The sequence below is a fragment of the Sporosarcina sp. FSL K6-3508 genome (genome assembly GCF_038615825.1).
In the GTDB taxonomy this organism is placed as follows: Bacteria; Bacillota; Bacilli; order Bacillales_A; family Planococcaceae; genus Sporosarcina; species Sporosarcina newyorkensis.
Genome location: NZ_CP152016.1, coordinates 2,183,771 through 2,200,695, shown reverse-complemented (window position 1 = coordinate 2,200,695; position 16,925 = coordinate 2,183,771). Strand labels below are relative to the sequence as shown.

11 protein-coding genes are annotated in these 16,925 nt (G+C 42.3%); 6 read left to right on the top strand and 5 right to left on the bottom strand.

The annotated features are described in order from the left end of the window. Positions 1–224 precede the first annotated feature (224 nt). From MKX97_RS10780 to MKX97_RS10765, 4 genes are all read left to right on the top strand, one after another. Complete coding sequence (locus MKX97_RS10780) at positions 225–2,903, top strand: DNA translocase FtsK (protein WP_342535939.1); 2,679 nt, start codon at positions 225–227, stop codon at positions 2,901–2,903. Between the two features lie 132 nt (positions 2,904–3,035). Next, on the top strand, positions 3,036–4,349 hold the full coding sequence (gene murC / locus MKX97_RS10775) for a UDP-N-acetylmuramate--L-alanine ligase (protein WP_221836369.1): 1,314 nt from the start codon (positions 3,036–3,038) through the stop codon (positions 4,347–4,349). Between the two features lie 358 nt (positions 4,350–4,707). After that, positions 4,708–5,160, top strand: a complete 453-nt coding sequence (locus MKX97_RS10770; protein WP_221836371.1) for a DUF948 domain-containing protein — start codon at positions 4,708–4,710, stop codon at positions 5,158–5,160. Between the two features lie 55 nt (positions 5,161–5,215). Next, the gene (locus tag MKX97_RS10765) at positions 5,216–5,875 is read left to right on the top strand and encodes a YtxH domain-containing protein (protein ID WP_078816922.1); all 660 of its coding nucleotides are present in this window, start codon (positions 5,216–5,218) and stop codon (positions 5,873–5,875) included. A 58-nt stretch (positions 5,876–5,933) separates the two neighbouring features. Here the strand turns inward: MKX97_RS10765 and MKX97_RS10760 are convergent, their stop codons facing one another. After that, complete coding sequence (locus tag MKX97_RS10760) at positions 5,934–8,084, bottom strand: cell division protein FtsA (protein WP_342535938.1); 2,151 nt, start codon at positions 8,082–8,084, stop codon at positions 5,934–5,936. A gap of 165 nt (positions 8,085–8,249) precedes the next feature. Here MKX97_RS10760 and MKX97_RS10755 point away from each other — a divergent pair, with 165 nt between their 5' ends. Together MKX97_RS10755 and ccpA are read left to right on the top strand one after the other, a co-directional pair. Further along, a complete protein-coding gene (locus MKX97_RS10755) occupies positions 8,250–9,332 on the top strand; it encodes a bifunctional 3-deoxy-7-phosphoheptulonate synthase/chorismate mutase (protein WP_040759645.1) in 1,083 nt (360 codons plus the stop codon). Positions 9,333–9,585: 253 nt separating this feature from the next. After that, the gene (gene ccpA / locus MKX97_RS10750) at positions 9,586–10,584 is read left to right on the top strand and encodes a catabolite control protein A (protein ID WP_078816921.1); all 999 of its coding nucleotides are present in this window, start codon (positions 9,586–9,588) and stop codon (positions 10,582–10,584) included. Between the two features lie 489 nt (positions 10,585–11,073). On the opposite strand, the gene MKX97_RS10745 is transcribed toward ccpA, so the two are convergent. The 4 genes from MKX97_RS10745 to MKX97_RS10730 all read right to left on the bottom strand — a co-directional run bounded on the left by MKX97_RS10745 (position 11,074) and on the right by MKX97_RS10730 (position 16,654). Continuing rightward, on the bottom strand, positions 11,074–12,231 hold the full coding sequence (locus MKX97_RS10745) for an acetoin utilization protein AcuC (RefSeq protein WP_340759073.1): 1,158 nt from the start codon (positions 12,229–12,231) through the stop codon (positions 11,074–11,076). Beyond that, positions 12,228–12,872, bottom strand: coding sequence for an acetoin utilization AcuB family protein (locus tag MKX97_RS10740; RefSeq protein WP_078816919.1), 645 nt, complete (start codon positions 12,870–12,872; stop codon positions 12,228–12,230). Before MKX97_RS10740 ends, MKX97_RS10745 begins: the two co-directional genes overlap by 4 nt. Before the next feature lie 15 nt (positions 12,873–12,887). Further along, the gene (locus tag MKX97_RS10735; protein ID WP_221836379.1) at positions 12,888–13,520 is read right to left on the bottom strand and encodes a GNAT family N-acetyltransferase; all 633 of its coding nucleotides are present in this window, start codon (positions 13,518–13,520) and stop codon (positions 12,888–12,890) included. 200 nt (positions 13,521–13,720) lie between these two features. Beyond that, positions 13,721–16,654, bottom strand: coding sequence for a transglycosylase domain-containing protein (locus MKX97_RS10730; protein ID WP_342535937.1), 2,934 nt, complete (start codon positions 16,652–16,654; stop codon positions 13,721–13,723). Between the last annotated feature and the right edge of the window lie 271 nt (positions 16,655–16,925).

Sequence of the window (16,925 nt, the reverse complement as noted above, 5' to 3'; positions counted from 1 at the left end):
ATTATAATTATCTAAGTCGATCAGCTTTTGTACGAGGCTAAGCCCAGCTCGCTGCAAAAGCTTTTTTTATGACTTCAGTCGTATAAGAGGTCCGAGAATCTTGTTGCATTTGCATAGGCTGACTCTTGCAATATTCTTTTTATTTTCAACATACATAGATCTGTTTGATTTCCACATAGTGAACCTGTTAAAATAGATTGATTGACATGAAAAGAGTGATACATTTGAGTTGGTTACGAAATATGAAAAGACGTCTTCAACAAATGGAAGAAGACGGAGAAAAAATAAATGAATCCTATGAAAATTCTATCACCAATGATGATATGGAAGGTAATAAAAAAGTAAACTTTAGATTTCCGATTGTTTCAGATCATGAAATTTATGGATGGGAAAAAGAAATCGAGCACAATGAATATACAAAAGATTATTTACAACAAGAACTAGAAGAAGAATATGAAAAGATTCCGCTTTATCAAAATGCACGCTGGCCTGGCAGATTTGAACAAGAAGGTAAGGTTTATAGATCCGAACCAAAATCTGAATCTCCAAAGCCACCGACGATTGCTAAGATTCGCCCCAAAGCAGCACAAGTGAAAAGCACACCTGTTAAGGAAGCTCTGCCAAAGGTACCTAGAAGACCGTTCTCGCCATCTGAAGTACCGTCTCCTATCTATGGCTATGTTAAGAGCACGCCTGTCTTATCTGCTATGGAAGAAGCTAAGTTAAGAAGAAAGCAAAAAGATGCAATGCAAATGGAAGAACTAGAGGAAACCCAAGCTATAGATGATCTGGACCTGCAACAGGCTGAATCGGTAGATGTTGTGACAGAAATCGAAGAAGTACCTGCAGAAATGACTTCTGATAGTGGTTCAATCGAAGAACTCACACAGCCTTTAGCCGTAGAGGAGTTTGAGAGTGGGAGCAATGAAGTTGCTGTAGCTGAATCTTTTGTTATGGAAGAGCAAGAAACTGAGGAACTAGAGGATGAAGTACAAGAAGTAGAAATAGAAACAGAAACAGAAACAGAAACAGACTTACAGTCAGAATTTCCCCTTTCTATGTCAGATACATCGACGATATCTGCCATTTCAGATGAAGATGAAGAAACGACTGTGATTTCCGAAGCACCAATGGTGGCAGTCCGTGAAATCGGGCAATTGGAAGTTGCAGAATCTGAAACTGATGAGTTTGATGCAGAAGAAGCTGAATTAGGAGAAGTGAACGAGGAGATTGATTTTGTTCAGACGATTGAAGAAAATGCTGAATCACAAAAGAAAGAAAAAATCATACCTTTTAATGTGTTGATGCTCCAATCGGACAAAGAAAAATTGGCGATGAAACATGCACAATCTTCATTGGAAGATAAAAACGTGCAAGAAGCCGTACAAGAGAAACAACCTTTAGTTGAGAAAACGGTCATTAAACCCTCAGTTGCGCAAGCAGTACAGCCTATTAAGAGCATGGAAGATGAAGTGGACGAAGAACCACTTCCTTCGTATGCATTCCCACCCCTGAATTTCTTGGCACCACCGGAAGAAGAGGTGAAGGATGAGGAGTGGCTCGAGTCTCAGTCAGCGAAGTTAGAAGAGGCACTGTCATATTTCTCCATTCAAGCGACCGTCATGCAAGCTGTTCAAGGTCCTGCTGTGACGATGTTTGAGTTGACGGTGGAACAAGGGGTAAAAGTAAGTAAAATCCGCAACCTGACGGACGACTTGAAACTTGCTTTGGCAGCGCGGGATATTCGTATTCAAGCTCCTATTCCAGGAACCAGTTTGATCGGAGTAGAAATACCGAATCGTCAAACGAGAGCAGTCCGTATTTCAGAAGTGATAGAAAGTGAGCCCTTTAAAAACTCGGACTCACCTCTAGAAGCTGTTCTTGGACTCAGTTTAACAGGTGAACCGCAAACGATCGACCTGCGCAAAATGCCGCATGGAATGATTGCCGGTGCAACTGGCTCCGGTAAATCAGTCTGTATAAATTCATTGCTGATCAGTTTATTGTATAAAGCATCCTACCATGATCTGAAACTACTGTTGATCGATCCGAAGATGGTTGAGCTTGCTCCTTATAATGGCATTCCGCATTTATTGAGCCCGGTCATTACAGATGTCAAAGCTGCTACTGCTGCTCTAAAATGGGCTGTTGAAGAAATGGAAAGACGGTACGAGCTGTTTGCCCATTCCGGTGTACGAAATATTGAGCGCTATAATGAAATGGTCATGGAATCGCGCCGCTTCTCCTTGAAGATGCCATACATGCTGATCGTTATTGATGAGTTGGCGGATTTGATGATGATGGCGCCGGCAGACGTGGAAATTTCCATTAGCCGAATCACCCAAAAAGCCAGAGCTTGCGGCATTCACTTGATTATCGCGACACAAAGACCATCCGTCGATGTGATTACGGGAACGATCAAAGCAAATATTCCAACACGAATTGCATTCGCGGTCTCGTCACAAGTCGATTCACGGACGATATTGGATTCGGTTGGCGCAGAGAGGCTGCTCGGAAAAGGGGATATGCTGTACTTAGGCAATGGACAGTCAGCGTCTATTCGTCTACAAGGGACATTTGTCACGGATGATGAAATTGAGCGTATAATAGAACACGTTCGTAACGAAGCTGAACCTGACTATCTCTTCGGTCAAGAAGACTTGCTGGCCACAGCTATTCAGGAAGAGGAAATGGATCCATTATTCCAACAGGCATGTTCCTTCATCATTGAGCAGGGGAGTGCGTCCACCTCGATGCTACAAAGACATTTCAGCATCGGATATAACCGTGCGGCCAAACTGATGGATCGTATGGAAGCGAATCAGTTTATTTCTGAGCAAAAAGGAAGTAAACCGAGAGATGTATTTTTGACACATCAAGCATTAGAAAACTTCCTAAACTGAAGAAATCAGTAATTCAGTCGCTAATTTTTTTCTTAAACACATGCTATACTATGACAAGATATAATCTTCAAGCGTAAATATTTTTAGCTGAAGATAAAAAGTGGGATGAAAGAATTCCCGGGAGGTTTCAATATGACATTGTTACACTTTACAGGCATAAAAGGATCGGGAATGAGCTCGCTTGCCCAGTTGCTGCATGATTCTTCTTATAAAATCCAAGGTTCTGACGTAGAAAAATATTTTTTCACGGAAGATCCTTTACATGAACGAAATATAAAAGTCCTACCATTTGACGAAAGCAATATCCAACCTGGTATGAAAGTTATCGCAGGCAATGCTTTTAAAGACGATCATGCCGAATTAAAAAGAGCAGACGAACTTGGAGTAGAAGTGATTCGCTATCATGATTTCCTTGGATCTTATATGGAACAATTCACTTCAATTGGCGTAACTGGCACTCATGGAAAGACGTCCACGACTGGTTTACTTTCCCATGTATTGGGCGGTTTCGCACCGACATCGTACTTAATTGGCGATGGAACTGGTAAAGGCGTAGAGAATAGCGAGTACTTTGTATTCGAAGCGTGCGAATATAAACGGCATTTTTTGGCGTACCATCCAGACTATGCCATTATGACGAATATTGATTTTGACCATCCGGATTATTTTAAGAGCTTGGACGATATTTTGGATGCATTTAGTCAAATGGCAAGTCAGGTGAAGAAAGCATTGATTGCTTGCGGTGATGATGAAAATCTTCAGCGTCTACAGACACAAGTGCCAATCGTTTATTATGGACTCGATTCCTCAAATGATTTCTATGCGACCAACATCGAAAAGGACAGAGTCGGCTGTTCCTTCGACGTGTTTATTCGCAATGAATTCTATCATCGATTCACGATTCCTTTAACTGGCGATCACGCAATCAAAAATGCGCTTGGTGTCATCACCCTATGCCATTATGAGAATATACCGGCTGAAGTAATCGATGCTCGGTTCGCTACGTTTCCAGGTGTGAAAAGACGTTTTTCTGTCATGGAATTCGAAGGCAGAGTGATCGTGGACGACTATGCGCATCATCCGACTGAAATTCGTGCAACGTTGGATTCTGCACGTCAAAAATACCCGGATCGGGAAGTAGTGGCGGTATTTCAGCCGCACACTTTCACGCGTACGGCTGCGCTTCTAGATCAGTTTGCAGACAGTTTGTCCGATGCCGATCAAGTGTACCTGTGCGATATCTTTGGTTCAGCTAGAGAACAGGCAGGAAATTTAACAATTCAGGATTTAGTCAATAAAATTCCGAGTTCTCGCCATTTAACAATAGATGATACATCCGAACTTTCGCGACATCAAAACGCGGTCATCCTATTCATGGGTGCAGGAGATATCCAACAATACTTAGAACAATTCAAATCCAATATTTCCAAAGAAGAGACAGCCTAACCATATGGGGAGGCTGTTTTTTTCAGTTTTATTCAGCGGGAGACTTAGGTGATGAGAGGAAGTAGTTTTTTCCTGTTCGAGGGATGTTCAAACACTTGATGAACGATAGGAGAACACAGGTGAAGATTGCCCTGTCCTGTGTCAAAGGTTAACTGACCTGCATCACGCAGAACTAAGCACAATTCAAAATATAGACGCAATTACTCCGAGGCGTAATCGATAAAATGAAACAATTAATTGGAGATTGAAAAAGGATATCACTTAGTTTTGTCGAAGAGTAGCTATAAGGCGAAAAGTTTAAAAGCTCTTTAAGAAGGGTAAAGTTTTCGTAAGAATATGCTCTAGGGGGATAACGTCGGTGGTTAATTTACTTTATGTCGCAGCAGTTGTGGCTGCGATCGCATTTCTTATTCTTTGTGTCAGTCTTGCCATGACGCTCGGGTCTTTAAAGACTACTTTAAAAAGCGTCTCGCATACAATGGACGACATGACTAAACAACTGGAGGGAGTCACAACAGAAAGTACACAACTCCTTCACAAAACTAATCAGCTGGCTGAGGACTTACAAAGTAAGGCGGAAAAGCTGACCACTGTAGTGGATGCAGTAAAAGGAGTAGGTGATTCGGTAAACAACTTGAATCAATCCGTGCACCGTATTTCCAGCTCTGTTACTACACAGGCTGAACAAAACAGTGAAAAAATAGCCCAAGTCTTGCAGTGGGGAACCGTGGCAGTTGGTCTCTACGATCAAGTGAAAGAACGGAAACCGGCAAAGTCCACTGGCTGGACACTATATAAGGCCCGCTCCTAGTTCAAGCATTTTCCTTAGCAGCATACCAAACATTCAACACACAGGAGGAAGTAAAATGACAGAAAACAAACCGAACTACAATACAAACCAAGGTACCTACGCAAACACGTACGGTGAACCACAATACCCGGCAAATTACACGTACCGTTCTACAAACGATTTATATGAAGAAGATAACAGCGGAACAGGAAGCTTCCTGGCCGGAGCAATTATCGGAGGTGTCATCGGCGCAGCCACTGCTCTTTTCTTGGCACCGAAAACAGGACGTGAGATGCGTGAAGATTTCACAACACAAGCAGCACAACTGAAAGATAAAAGCATTGAACTTAGCTCAACTGCAAAAGATAAAGCAATAGAATTATCAAGTACAGCAAAAGATAAAACGGCGGATTGGACGGACGTTGCAAAAGAGAAAACAGCTGCATTCACTTCCGCTGCAAAAGACAAATCATCGGAACTTTCTCAAACAATCCAAGAGCAATCTGGTCAGTTAGTGGATAAAGTGAAATCCGTTGCAGGCAAGACAAATATTCCAATGGATGATGGAACAGTGTCTTCAGAAGGTGAAGAGGCAACAGAATATAAAAGCATGAAGGAAAGCAAAGAAGAGTCTGGCAAGATCAAGAAAGCGGATCAATCTGTAGACCAAAATGAAAAAGAGAAGCCGCATAAAAACGTAAATCCGAATAAAACCGTGAGTGCAAGCAAAAAATAATGCTCAATAAATTAAGAGGCTGTCATTTTCTATATGAGAATGACAGCCTCTTTACGCTTTATTCAAATTGAATTTCCAGTCGGTCTCCGCCGAAAATAGGTTCATTGAAACGAATGGATTCTCCGTTACGCAGCAAGCGATAAGCAGAAGTGGAGTTAGTAGGCAGCGAGAAATCTGTGAATGAAAAAATGTCGCTGAAAATGATAGGTGCATCTGAGACGGACTTAAATTCTACTTGATCTTCGGGTTGAACCTGATAAGCATGGTCCGCCAGCTGACCGTTGATGAATACGGCAGTGCGTTGTTTCTTGATACTGACAGGTTCAGTATTGAACATAACATCTGCACGAGCTTCCAAGATAATCTCCAATTCGTCCGCAATTTCTTTAATAGATAAAGGCTCAGGAGATCTGGTCTCAATGATATCGCCGTCTTGGATTATATATTGATGAGTAATCTCTCTACCATCTACGAGATATTTAGACGGACGATGTTTCAGGATATGATTGCTCCCGTTCCACTTTACGGAAAACAATTCTGCAGATACTTTCGGATGTTGTATGCTGTACACTTTTTCAATAGCCGCACCTAATGTGTTTGCTTGCCGTACAATCAATTCATCACGATCTGAGACCATAGTGTCTATAGAGGCAACTTGTCCGTTCAGTAATACCTCGCTGTCAACTGTTACAGCCAAACCATCTAAGTGAAAATGGATCGATGCAGGGCCATCTACTAAATCTTTAACTGCAGCTTCCGCGTCTTTGCCGTCCATTCCGAAATCTAGTTCAATTACATCTTGATTACGAATACGATCTTTCGTGCTGGCTTCTCTGCCATTTAATAAAATCGTGGTGGAAGACCCGTGTTCGCCAGGAATTGTTACCCAGCGCCCGTTTACTTTCACTGTCAAAGCGAGTCCGGGCTTTCCGTATAATTGGCGAGCAGTGACATGCGCTGCAAGTAATGCGTCGCCGACTGTCATTTCTTTTAGTTCGAAAAGACGAATATCCTGCTCGTTGACTGTGATGGACATGTAGTGAATCGGTGCTCTCTTCGCAGCAATGGCAATTCCAATCGGCGTGACGAGTGCAGGGGAAGCTTCAATCGTGTCGTTAAGAGTGACGCCTGTCAATGCATCCAAGCTTCGAATCGCCACCCGGTTCTCAGGCAGCTCCAGTTGGACGCTTAACTCTTTTGATAATGTGGGCGTCAAACTTCCGCCTCCAACAATCATAACAGCCTGCGGAGAGGTACCGTTATTTAATCTTCTAATCTCTTCGCTGATCGAAATAGCCAAGCGTTTTACAGCAGGACGAATGACGTCAACAACTTCCTCCGCTGGAATTTCTTGTTCGAACCCCAAAATATCGTGAAAGGTGAGCGTTTCCTGCGAAGCTATTTGACGTTTCATTTGTTCGGCAAGCGGGAAGTCGAGCAAGTAATGACTGCTCAAAGTTTCCGTTACTTCATCACCTGCTACCGGGACCATGCCATACGCTGTTACGGTATTTTCATTCGCGATCGCAATATCCGATGTACCGGCGCCAATATCAACTAATGCAATATTCAACCTTCTCATGGAAGGCGGGATGAGGACATTAATCGCGGCAATCGGTTCAAGGGTTAATGCTTCCATCTCTAAATCTGCCCGTTTTAACGCCGCGAGTAATGATTCAACGACAACACGCGGTAAGAATGTAGCGATAACTTCAACTGTTGCTACTTTTCCTTTCTGGTCGATCAGACTGCCGATTTCCTCGCCATTTAATTTATAGTGAAGTACGGAATAGCCAACACAGTAATAATGATCGTCCTCTTTCAGTTCATCCGAAGTGAGCAAAGTTTGCTGTGCATTCTGAACCGCTGATAATTCCAAGCGGTTAATATCCTCAGTCGAAATCAATGGTCGTTCCGAGATATCAATCGTTATGGAGCCTTCTGCTGTCTTCAGAGAGCGACCTGCCGCTGCCACGCTGACATGCTGCAACTTACCATGATGCTGTTCTAGCTCTTGTTTAATCTCTTGAATGATAGACGCCACGCTTAAAATATTATGTATTTGTCCGTCAATCATCGAGCGTTCCTTATGTTCTTTCGAAATTAAATCGATGATATGAAACGAATCATCATATTCTTCCAGCACAATACCGACTACAGAACGCGTTCCGATGTCGAGTGCAAATAATGTGTTAACCAGGATTTTCAACCTCTTTTCAAGCTTTATTCTATGTGAAAATAGTGAAAATGTATTAATTCGGTGAAATTGCGTGACTTTTCAAAGATAAGTCATTATACTTGGTCTATTATATAAAAATGTAACATAGATTCCGGACTTAGAAAAGGATGATATGTGCGGGGAGGAGACAGAATGATGAGCAAGCAAGATTTAGGTGAGTTAAGAGGTCGCATTGATCAGTTAAACAATAATATTTTGGATTTGATCAATGAGCGTACCGCCATTGTACAAGAAATTGGTAAACTTAAGGAAAAGCAAGGTGTGAATAGATATGATCCAATCCGCGAACGGGAGATGCTAAACGTCTTAAAGGATGCGAATAACGGTCCATTACCAGACGGAATCCTGGAGCAAGTGTTCAAATCGATTTTCATGTCAGCGCTTGAGGTGCAGCAAGATGAGCAGAAGAACGCATTGCTCGTATCCCGTGCACGGAAAGCTGAAGATACAATTGTAAATGTGAACGGCCAGAAAATCGGAGGTGGGGAACCTACTTTCATTTATGGTCCTTGCGCAGTAGAATCTTACGAGCAAGTATTGGCTGTTGCACAATCTATCAAAGCAAAAGGCTTAACGATGATTCGTGGTGGAGCTTACAAGCCGCGTACATCTCCATATGACTTCCAAGGGCTTGGTCTGGAAGGACTGAAAATTTTAAAAAGAGTTGCGGATGAGACAGGACTTTCCATTGTCACAGAAATCATCACACCAGCACATTTGGAGGAAGCACTCGAGTATATCGATGTAATCCAAATTGGTGCTCGTAATATGCAGAACTTCGAATTGCTGAAAGAAGCGGGCATGGTTGATAAGCCGGTACTTCTGAAGCGCGGAATGTCTGCTACGATTTCTGAGTTTGTTAACGCAGCTGAATATATTATCTCTAAAGGAAATACTGAAATTATGCTATGTGAGCGTGGAATCCGTACATACGAAACGGCTACACGAAATACACTCGATATTTCAGCGGTTCCAATTTTGAAGCAAGAAACGCATTTGCCGGTATTCGTCGACGTGACGCACTCTACAGGACGCAAAGACCTATTGCTTCCAACGGCGAAAGCAGCGATTGCAGTAGGAGCAGATGGTGTCATGGCAGAAGTTCATCCGGATCCTGCAGTAGCACTGTCGGATTCAGCACAACAAATGAACCTAGAGCAGTTTGATACGTTCTATGAAGAAATGAATCGCTTCATGAAGACACACCAAACAATCTGACAATCAGGCACCGATCCCAGTAATGAGGATCGGTGCCTTCTATATAAGTTGAACAACTGATTTTTTACTTATTCACACTAAGTTGCTTGGAGTGGAAGGCATCTTCCTGGAACGGAAAGTGACGGTTGAGACCGTTCATTTCTTTAATTCATCGTATGTACATAATTAGAAATTTTAAAATAAAGAAAAAACCCTATAAAGATGGGCAACACTGTATACTAGTATAGAATAAGGATCGTTGGGAGGATTGGAAATGGCTATCACCATTTACGATGTAGCAAGAGAAGCAAACGTATCTATGGCAACGGTTTCACGAGTAGTTAATGGAAATCAAAATGTCAAGCCTGCTACTCGAAAAAAAGTATTGGATTGTATTGAGAGGTTAGGATACAGACCGAACGCAGTCGCTAGAGGGTTGGCTAGCAAAAGGACAACAACGATTGGTGTCATTGTTCCTGACATGTCCAAAAGCTATTATGCAGAATTATCTAGAGGAATTGCAGATGTGGCGACGATGTATGAATACAATATCATCATCTCCAACTCAGACAAGAGCACTTCACGGGAAGTCGAACTTTTTGAAGATCATTTAGGAAAACAAGTGGACGGCTTAATTTTCATGAGTGATTCGATCTCTCCAGAAGTGCGGGCAGAAATGAAAACTGCCAATGTACCGATTGTATTAGCGGGTACATTGGATTTTGAAACCAATTTACCCTCGGTAAATATTGATCATGAACAAGCCGCTTATGATGTCGTTAAGAAATTAATTGATAATGGGCATAAGCGAATTGCCTTCGTATCAGGCCCGTTCACACGTGATATTAACCGTGTGTGTAAACGGGTAGGTTATATCCGGGCTCTAGAAGAAGCCGGTATGCCGATTGATGAATCATTGATTGTCGAGACAGATAATACGTATGATGATGCCTATGAAAGTTGGAATGTATTAGGGAAATTGGCAGATCATCCAACAGCTGTTATGACTAGCAGCGATGAGGTGGCGGTTGGAATTATGAATGGCGTACGTGATGAAGGTCTGAGTATACCAGATGATGTAGAAATCATTTGTTTCCAACACTCCATTCTCGCAAGAATCGTACGTCCACAACTGTCGGCTATTGTCGTACCTTTGTATGACCTCGGTGCAGTATCCATGCGTTTGCTGACAAAGTTGATCAATGAAGAAGAGGTAGAAGAAACAGAGGTTATCTTACCGTATCATCTAGAAGAGCGCCAGTCTGTAAAGTAAAAACGAGCAACTTATCATTTGGATAAGTTGCTTGTTTGTGTAGATTAAGAAACTAGTGGGTGAGGCACCGTTGACCTGCATTCCGCGTGGCTCCCGCGGCGTTTCACCTGTCGGGCTAATCCCACAGGAAAAGCCGGAACGAAAAACGGCTTTTGCGAACAAAAGCGTAGCGTTGAGAGCATATTTTCTCCTTTCGCTGCCTTCCACTACGATCAACTGGCGTAATATCCTGAGGATGATGGGTATAGGAAATAACATTCGAGTTAAAGAATAGAAATATTTTCTGTTCAAGGAGGAAAATACCAAACTTCACACAGTGTTTCCACTATGTATAAAATCTTCGGTATGCAAGCACAGACCATCTTACATCATTTAATTACACTATCATAACACTATCATAACACTATCATATATTCGCCTTTATTCTATGTAGGCTACATAGTCAAGCAACTTATCACTAAGATAAGTTGCTTGTTTTTTATAAATAGATTACGAACCATTGCGAATGACATGGAGAGCTCTCGTTAGCATTTGCTCATTCTTTTCATTGATATCCTTTTTACGTGGCACAGGCTCGTACAAATTGGGGGGGTCTTCCCATGTTTCAATCAGGGAAACAGGGGATTCCGGCTGCCATTTTTTCAACCATTCTTCGGGCAGAGCGCCGGTTGGAGCTGGAATCGCTTTCATAGTTAACCATAAGTGAGACCAAGCGCGTGGAACGACGCGCCATATATCATAACCACCTCCGCCTATTGCAATCCAACGTCCATCACAATATTCTTCTGCCAGTTCTTTGGCGACTTTTGGAATCTCTTCGTAAATCTTCATCGTTCCATACAAATGGGTTAGCGGATCAAAATAATGTGCGTCCGCACCGTTTTGTGTCAGTATCACATCAGGTTTAAAAAACTCTGCAACTTCCCGCAATGCTGTACGATAAATGTGTAAGAACGATTCGTCTTCCGTGAATGCATCCACAGGGAAATTGAACGAAGTGCCATATCCTTTACCGTTCCCACGCTCCGTTACGTTCCCGGTTCCTGGGAATAAATAACGGCCGGTTTCATGGATAGAAAATGTACAAACACTTGGATCGTCATAGAATGTCCATTGCACACCATCTCCATGATGTGCATCCGTATCGACGTAAAGCACACGGGCACCGTACTTTTCCTGCAAATATTTTATTGCAACAGAGCTGTCATTATAGATACAAAACCCTGATGCTTTGCCCTGAAAACCATGGTGTAAGCCTCCGCCTAGATTCAGAGCAAATCTTGAACGACCTTCCATCACTTCCTCAATCGCAGTGAGCGTTCCGCCGACTAGTAGTGCACTGGCTTCATGCATATTAGGGAAGAAGGGAGTATCTTCTGTTCCGATTCCATATATACTGCCAATATTTTCACTTACTTCACCTTTACTTGCTTTTTTCACAATTTCAATATACTTCGCGTCGTGAGCCAACAGTAGTTCTTCATCGGTTGCCGATCTTGGCACGACAATTTCATCTGGCTGGATCGCATGGATTTCTTCCAGTAAATCTTTAGTTAAGATAATTCGTTTTTGATTGAATGGGTGTGTCTCCGAAAACTCATAATTTAATTGGTCGGGTGAAAATATAAAACTTGCTTGTTTTTTCATAAGTTCATCTCCGGTTCGCTCGGCCAAAGAACCTGAAACCCTTCCATTTTTAAATCTTCGATGATGGAAAGGGGATTCATCCGTTTGATTCTGACAGCTAGAATTTTATATGATTCGTCATCTTGATAAGGATAGACAAGAACACTCAGCACATTGGTATTATGGTGATGAAATACTTTTGATACTTCAAAAAGAATGCCTGGTTGATTTGGGACTCTAATTTGAATATGAGAACTTGGCTGGTTCGCACCTGTCAATTCAATATAATTGTAGAGCAGATCTGTTTTGGTCAGTATACCGACGAGTTGATAATTTGATACGATAGGTAAACAACCGATTTCATATGTGTAAAATAGCAAAGCAGCTTCTTCTATAAAATCTCTTGGATGACCAATGATCAAATCAGTTTTCATAATTTTAGAAAGAGGTGTTTCATAGAGTAATGTTTCTAACTCATCGGAGAGGCTGGAAGGGGCGGCTTCTTTGACATCACGATCCGTTACCAATCCAATTAAGCGGTCATTTTCTATGATCGGTATATGTCTGATCTTTTTCTTTTGCATCAAATGGACAGCTTCTGCGATCGTATGCGTGGAATTCAACGTAATAACGTCATTCTTCATAATGTCTTGTACGAGCATCGTCATTCCTCACTTTCAGTAGTTTACCCGGTTTTTGAAACGAACTCGATCAAATTGTAGGATCGATTCTTCGTCGACTCTTTTTCCTATCCGTGCCATCAAACAATTGGCTGGGTGTGAGCATACCTCCGGATCGTCCGTTGAGAAAAACTCCATTCCGCCAGCACGCATCATTTTTTCCATGACTTTTCGGTATTCCCAAACTGTCAATCCGGTTCCTTTTAGATCCCAATGCCAATAATACTCCGTCGTGATCACGATATAATCTTCCATTGCATCGTCGATCATCGATAACTCCAGCAATGACTTTCCGATATGAGCACCCCGATAAGCTGCAGCTACTTCGACAGCACCAAGCTCAATTAAGTTGGATAATTTTGCTTCATACCATCTTTCAAGTGGATCAGGATAGAGAAAGGTCACGTAGCCGACGATCATGTCTCCGATTCTCGCGATATTGATGCGTCCTTCTGGAAATGAAGCAATTTTTACTAATGCTTCTTGTTGCTGTTTAGGTGGACGAAATGCTTTCAGTCCTTCATGGAAATTAAGCGCAGACAATTGCTCAGATGAAATAGGTCCTTCAATAATTAATTCACCTTCTTCGTGAGGAAACGATCTTGAAAAATACGTTTTTCTATGTTCCACGCAGTTCACTCCTTCCTTTTCAATTTACCCTTAAAGTTGGCAGGTAATCGCTGTGAGCCCAATATGTGCTACTCTACTTCAAGTATACAATTTATGTTGGAAAAATGCGTGTAGTTTTCAGAATATCATGAAATTGTCAATGTTATTTTTTTACAGAAAAAACCGAATTACAAAAGAATAATTGTAATTCGGTTTCATATTCAATCTGTCTTTGGTGGTTCCTGTTTCTCAGGTTCCGGTTTTTTCGGATCATCTTTGTTTTCATTGTTGTTAGAACCGCCATTAACGTTTCCATCTGTTTCAGGAGCGGGAGAACCACCATTTTCTTCAGGTTTGGTTTCCGGTGTAGTTGAATCCGGATCAGGTGTTGGTTCTGGTTCAGGCTCGGGCTCCGGCGCAGCAGTCACTGTATTGGAAGCACCTGATAATAATCCTGTAATATCAACAGCTCTTACATAGTACGACCCAGCGCCAGCCGGATAGGAAAGTGATTCGCCATCTCGGACTGTACCGACGCGAACGCCATTTTGATAAATGTAATAGCCGATTACATCATTAGAAGGTGAAGCTGACCAAGTAAGGACAGAACCATTTTGACTTGCTGAAACTGAAGCTGGCGGTACATTGTCTGCAGGGAAGACGGAGCCGGAAACTACACTGCTTGAATATCCGCTTTGTCCAGAGAATAATTTCGATCCGTCTCCACCAAGTCTGCCAAGCATACGTTTAATAAATTCAGAGTTCAAGCCAACGCCGCCAGATGTCACGAATTCACGTGGTGTGGAAGGCAATGCCTGATACATTTGACCTTTCACTCGTACTCCGGCAGATGAAATGATGCTGTCATCCGCTTTCGATGGGACCATCACTTTAGAATTAAACAAATCAGCGCGCACAAGCCCTGCAGCTGAGCAGGCAGCAGAAGGAGCCATGCCCGAAATCGAACAGAATGAACGAGTTACAACGCTACTTGGACGTTTAAATGTGTCGGACGCCTTGACAATGTCAGGTCGTACGCTGTTGGCTGTATTCATCAGCTGACCGAATAATCGTGCAGTCCGTTCAGAAGGGTGCATTTGACTAGGACTGCCATTGTATAATGTTGTTTTCTGATTTTTATATCCAAGCCAAACACCGAGAGATACATTCGGATTGTAGCCAACGAGCCAAGCATCAGCATAATGCTGAGATGTACCGGTTTTGGCGGCTAAGTCTGGACGGAAATTCATGAATCCAGGAACTCTCGCCCCAGTACCAAAGCCTTTTAATACATCTCTCATCATATCGGTGACGATATATGCGGTCTCTGGACTGAATACTTCGACTGGCTCCGCTTTATGTTCGTAAACAATATTGCCTTTCATATCTTCAATGCGCTCAATCATATAGGATTCAATGAATTGACCGCCGTTGGCGAATGTTGCAAAGGCATTGGTATTTTCCTCAACTGTGACGCCGTATTTTAAACCTCCGAGTGAAGCGGATGGGTTATGGCCATCTTCTTCAATAATTTGAGAAAAATTCATTTTCCGTAGAAAATCAATCGGTTGTCTATCGATAATTTGATTGTAAAGACGTGCGGTGGATAAGTTTTGAGACCGTGCTAATGACTCGCGGGCTGAGATGATGCCCATTTCGCGATCATAGTAATTGGCAGGTTTCCAACCGTGCCAGTTGAACTTCACATCAACAACTGGACTACCTGCCCCGATAACGCCATATTCAATGGCGGGCGCATAGACAAGTAAAGGTTTGATGGAAGATCCGTTCTGTCTAAATGCTTGAGTTGAGTGATTCAATGCTTCAATTTCGTGATCGCGTCCACCGATAAATGAAAGAATTCTTCCCGTATGGTTTTCGATCATTGAAGCACCGACTTGTACTGGGTTTTCTACGATATAACTTTTACCGGAATCTTTATCCGTTTTCTCAGTAGTATAAGTAAAACCGTAGTGTTGGAAATTCTTCGCTACTTCATTCATCTTGTCATATAGATCTTTATCAATTGTAGAATAAATTCGGTAGCCGTCTGTGCGCATGGATCGATCTGCAATAATCTCATACTTTTCCTGTATTTTGGAATCTTCTTCAAATCGACTAGCTTCAATACCATCTTTTTCTGCTAAGACCTTCGCAAGTATTTCGACTGTCCGATTCTGGATTTCTTGTGTAACGTAAGGGTAGCGGTCAGTTGCGCGTCTTGCAGGCTGTCTGAAATCTTTAACGATATCATAGGCAAGCGCTTCCTGATATTCTGCTTCTGTAATGTAGCCAGTATCCCTCATGCGGAATAATACCGTCTTCATTCGATTAATTCCGGGTTGCAGTTTTTCTGGTTCTTTCATCCCCTGATTCTTACTATAGAAAGGTGTGTAAGAGAAGGGGGCTTGCGGTATGCCTGCTATGTATGCAGCTTGTGGCAAATTCAGCTCGCTTGCCTTAATACCGAAAATCCCGCGTGCTGCTGTTTCAATTCCCGCAATATTTTGACCTAAGACATCTCTGCCGTATGGAATGATGTTCAGGTACGCTTCTAATATTTCATCTTTAGTCATGAAGTGCTCTAAACGCATAGCGAGTAAAATCTCTTTCGCCTTACGTTCATAAGATACTTCATTCGTTAAAATTTGGTTTTTCACGAGCTGCTGGGTCAAAGTCGAGCCGCCCGTTTGACTAGCAGAATTGGTGACATCTTGGAATACACCGCGAAAAATCGCTTTCGGCACAATCCCTGTGTGCTCATTAAAATACTCATCCTCTGTTGCGAGAACAGCATCCAATGCATATTGTGACACCTTGTCCAAAGTGATCTGCCTGCGCTCGATGTCCGAGTTGATTTTCCCTAAATATACATTGTCGGCAAAATACATTTCCGATGTTTCTTCATACGTGAAAACCGCATTGCGCAGTTCTTCTTTAGAACGCAAAGGTTCTTTCGCAACTAGTGAAGCGAAATATCCGGCACCGACAGATGTGGCGAAAACCGCGCCGATTACACCGAATATCAGTAACAATATGAATAAGTTCCAAACAACACCTGAACCGATTCGAACTTTTTTGGCCCACGGTTCTTTTTTGAGCTGTTCGAATTTACTTTCTAGTTGTTGGATCCGATTATTTTTCTCTTTATCCAAATCATTCTCCCCCTAAAAATCTTACTCATTATATCATAGATTCAACATTAAATAAGCAATTAATGTTGACTTTCATTGGAACTTGGTTAAAATGAAAGACATACGAAATTACATGTCGAAAAAACCGAAGTAATGTTAGCGATGGTCCGTATTAGAGAGGCAGCGGTTGGTGCAAGCTGCTCGGTGCGCTATACATGAATTACAGTTTTGGAGTGTACGTTTTGCGCAACGTTATCAGCGCCTTAAAGCCGGAGAGTTTCTCTCAAGCCGG

Bases quoted from the DNA above. Each gene is read 5' to 3' on its own strand.
- murC (WP_221836369.1), top strand. From the start codon at position 3,036: ATGACATTGTTACACTTTACAGGCATAAAAGGATCGGGAATGAGCTCG.
- MKX97_RS10765 (WP_078816922.1), top strand. From the start codon at position 5,216: ATGACAGAAAACAAACCGAACTACAATACAAACCAAGGTACCTACGCA.
- MKX97_RS10755 (WP_040759645.1), top strand. From the start codon at position 8,250: ATGAGCAAGCAAGATTTAGGTGAGTTAAGAGGTCGCATTGATCAGTTA.
- ccpA (WP_078816921.1), top strand. From the start codon at position 9,586: ATGGCTATCACCATTTACGATGTAGCAAGAGAAGCAAACGTATCTATG.
- MKX97_RS10745 (WP_340759073.1), bottom strand. From the start codon at position 12,231: ATGAAAAAACAAGCAAGTTTTATATTTTCACCCGACCAATTAAATTAT.
- MKX97_RS10740 (WP_078816919.1), bottom strand. From the start codon at position 12,872: ATGCTCGTACAAGACATTATGAAGAATGACGTTATTACGTTGAATTCC.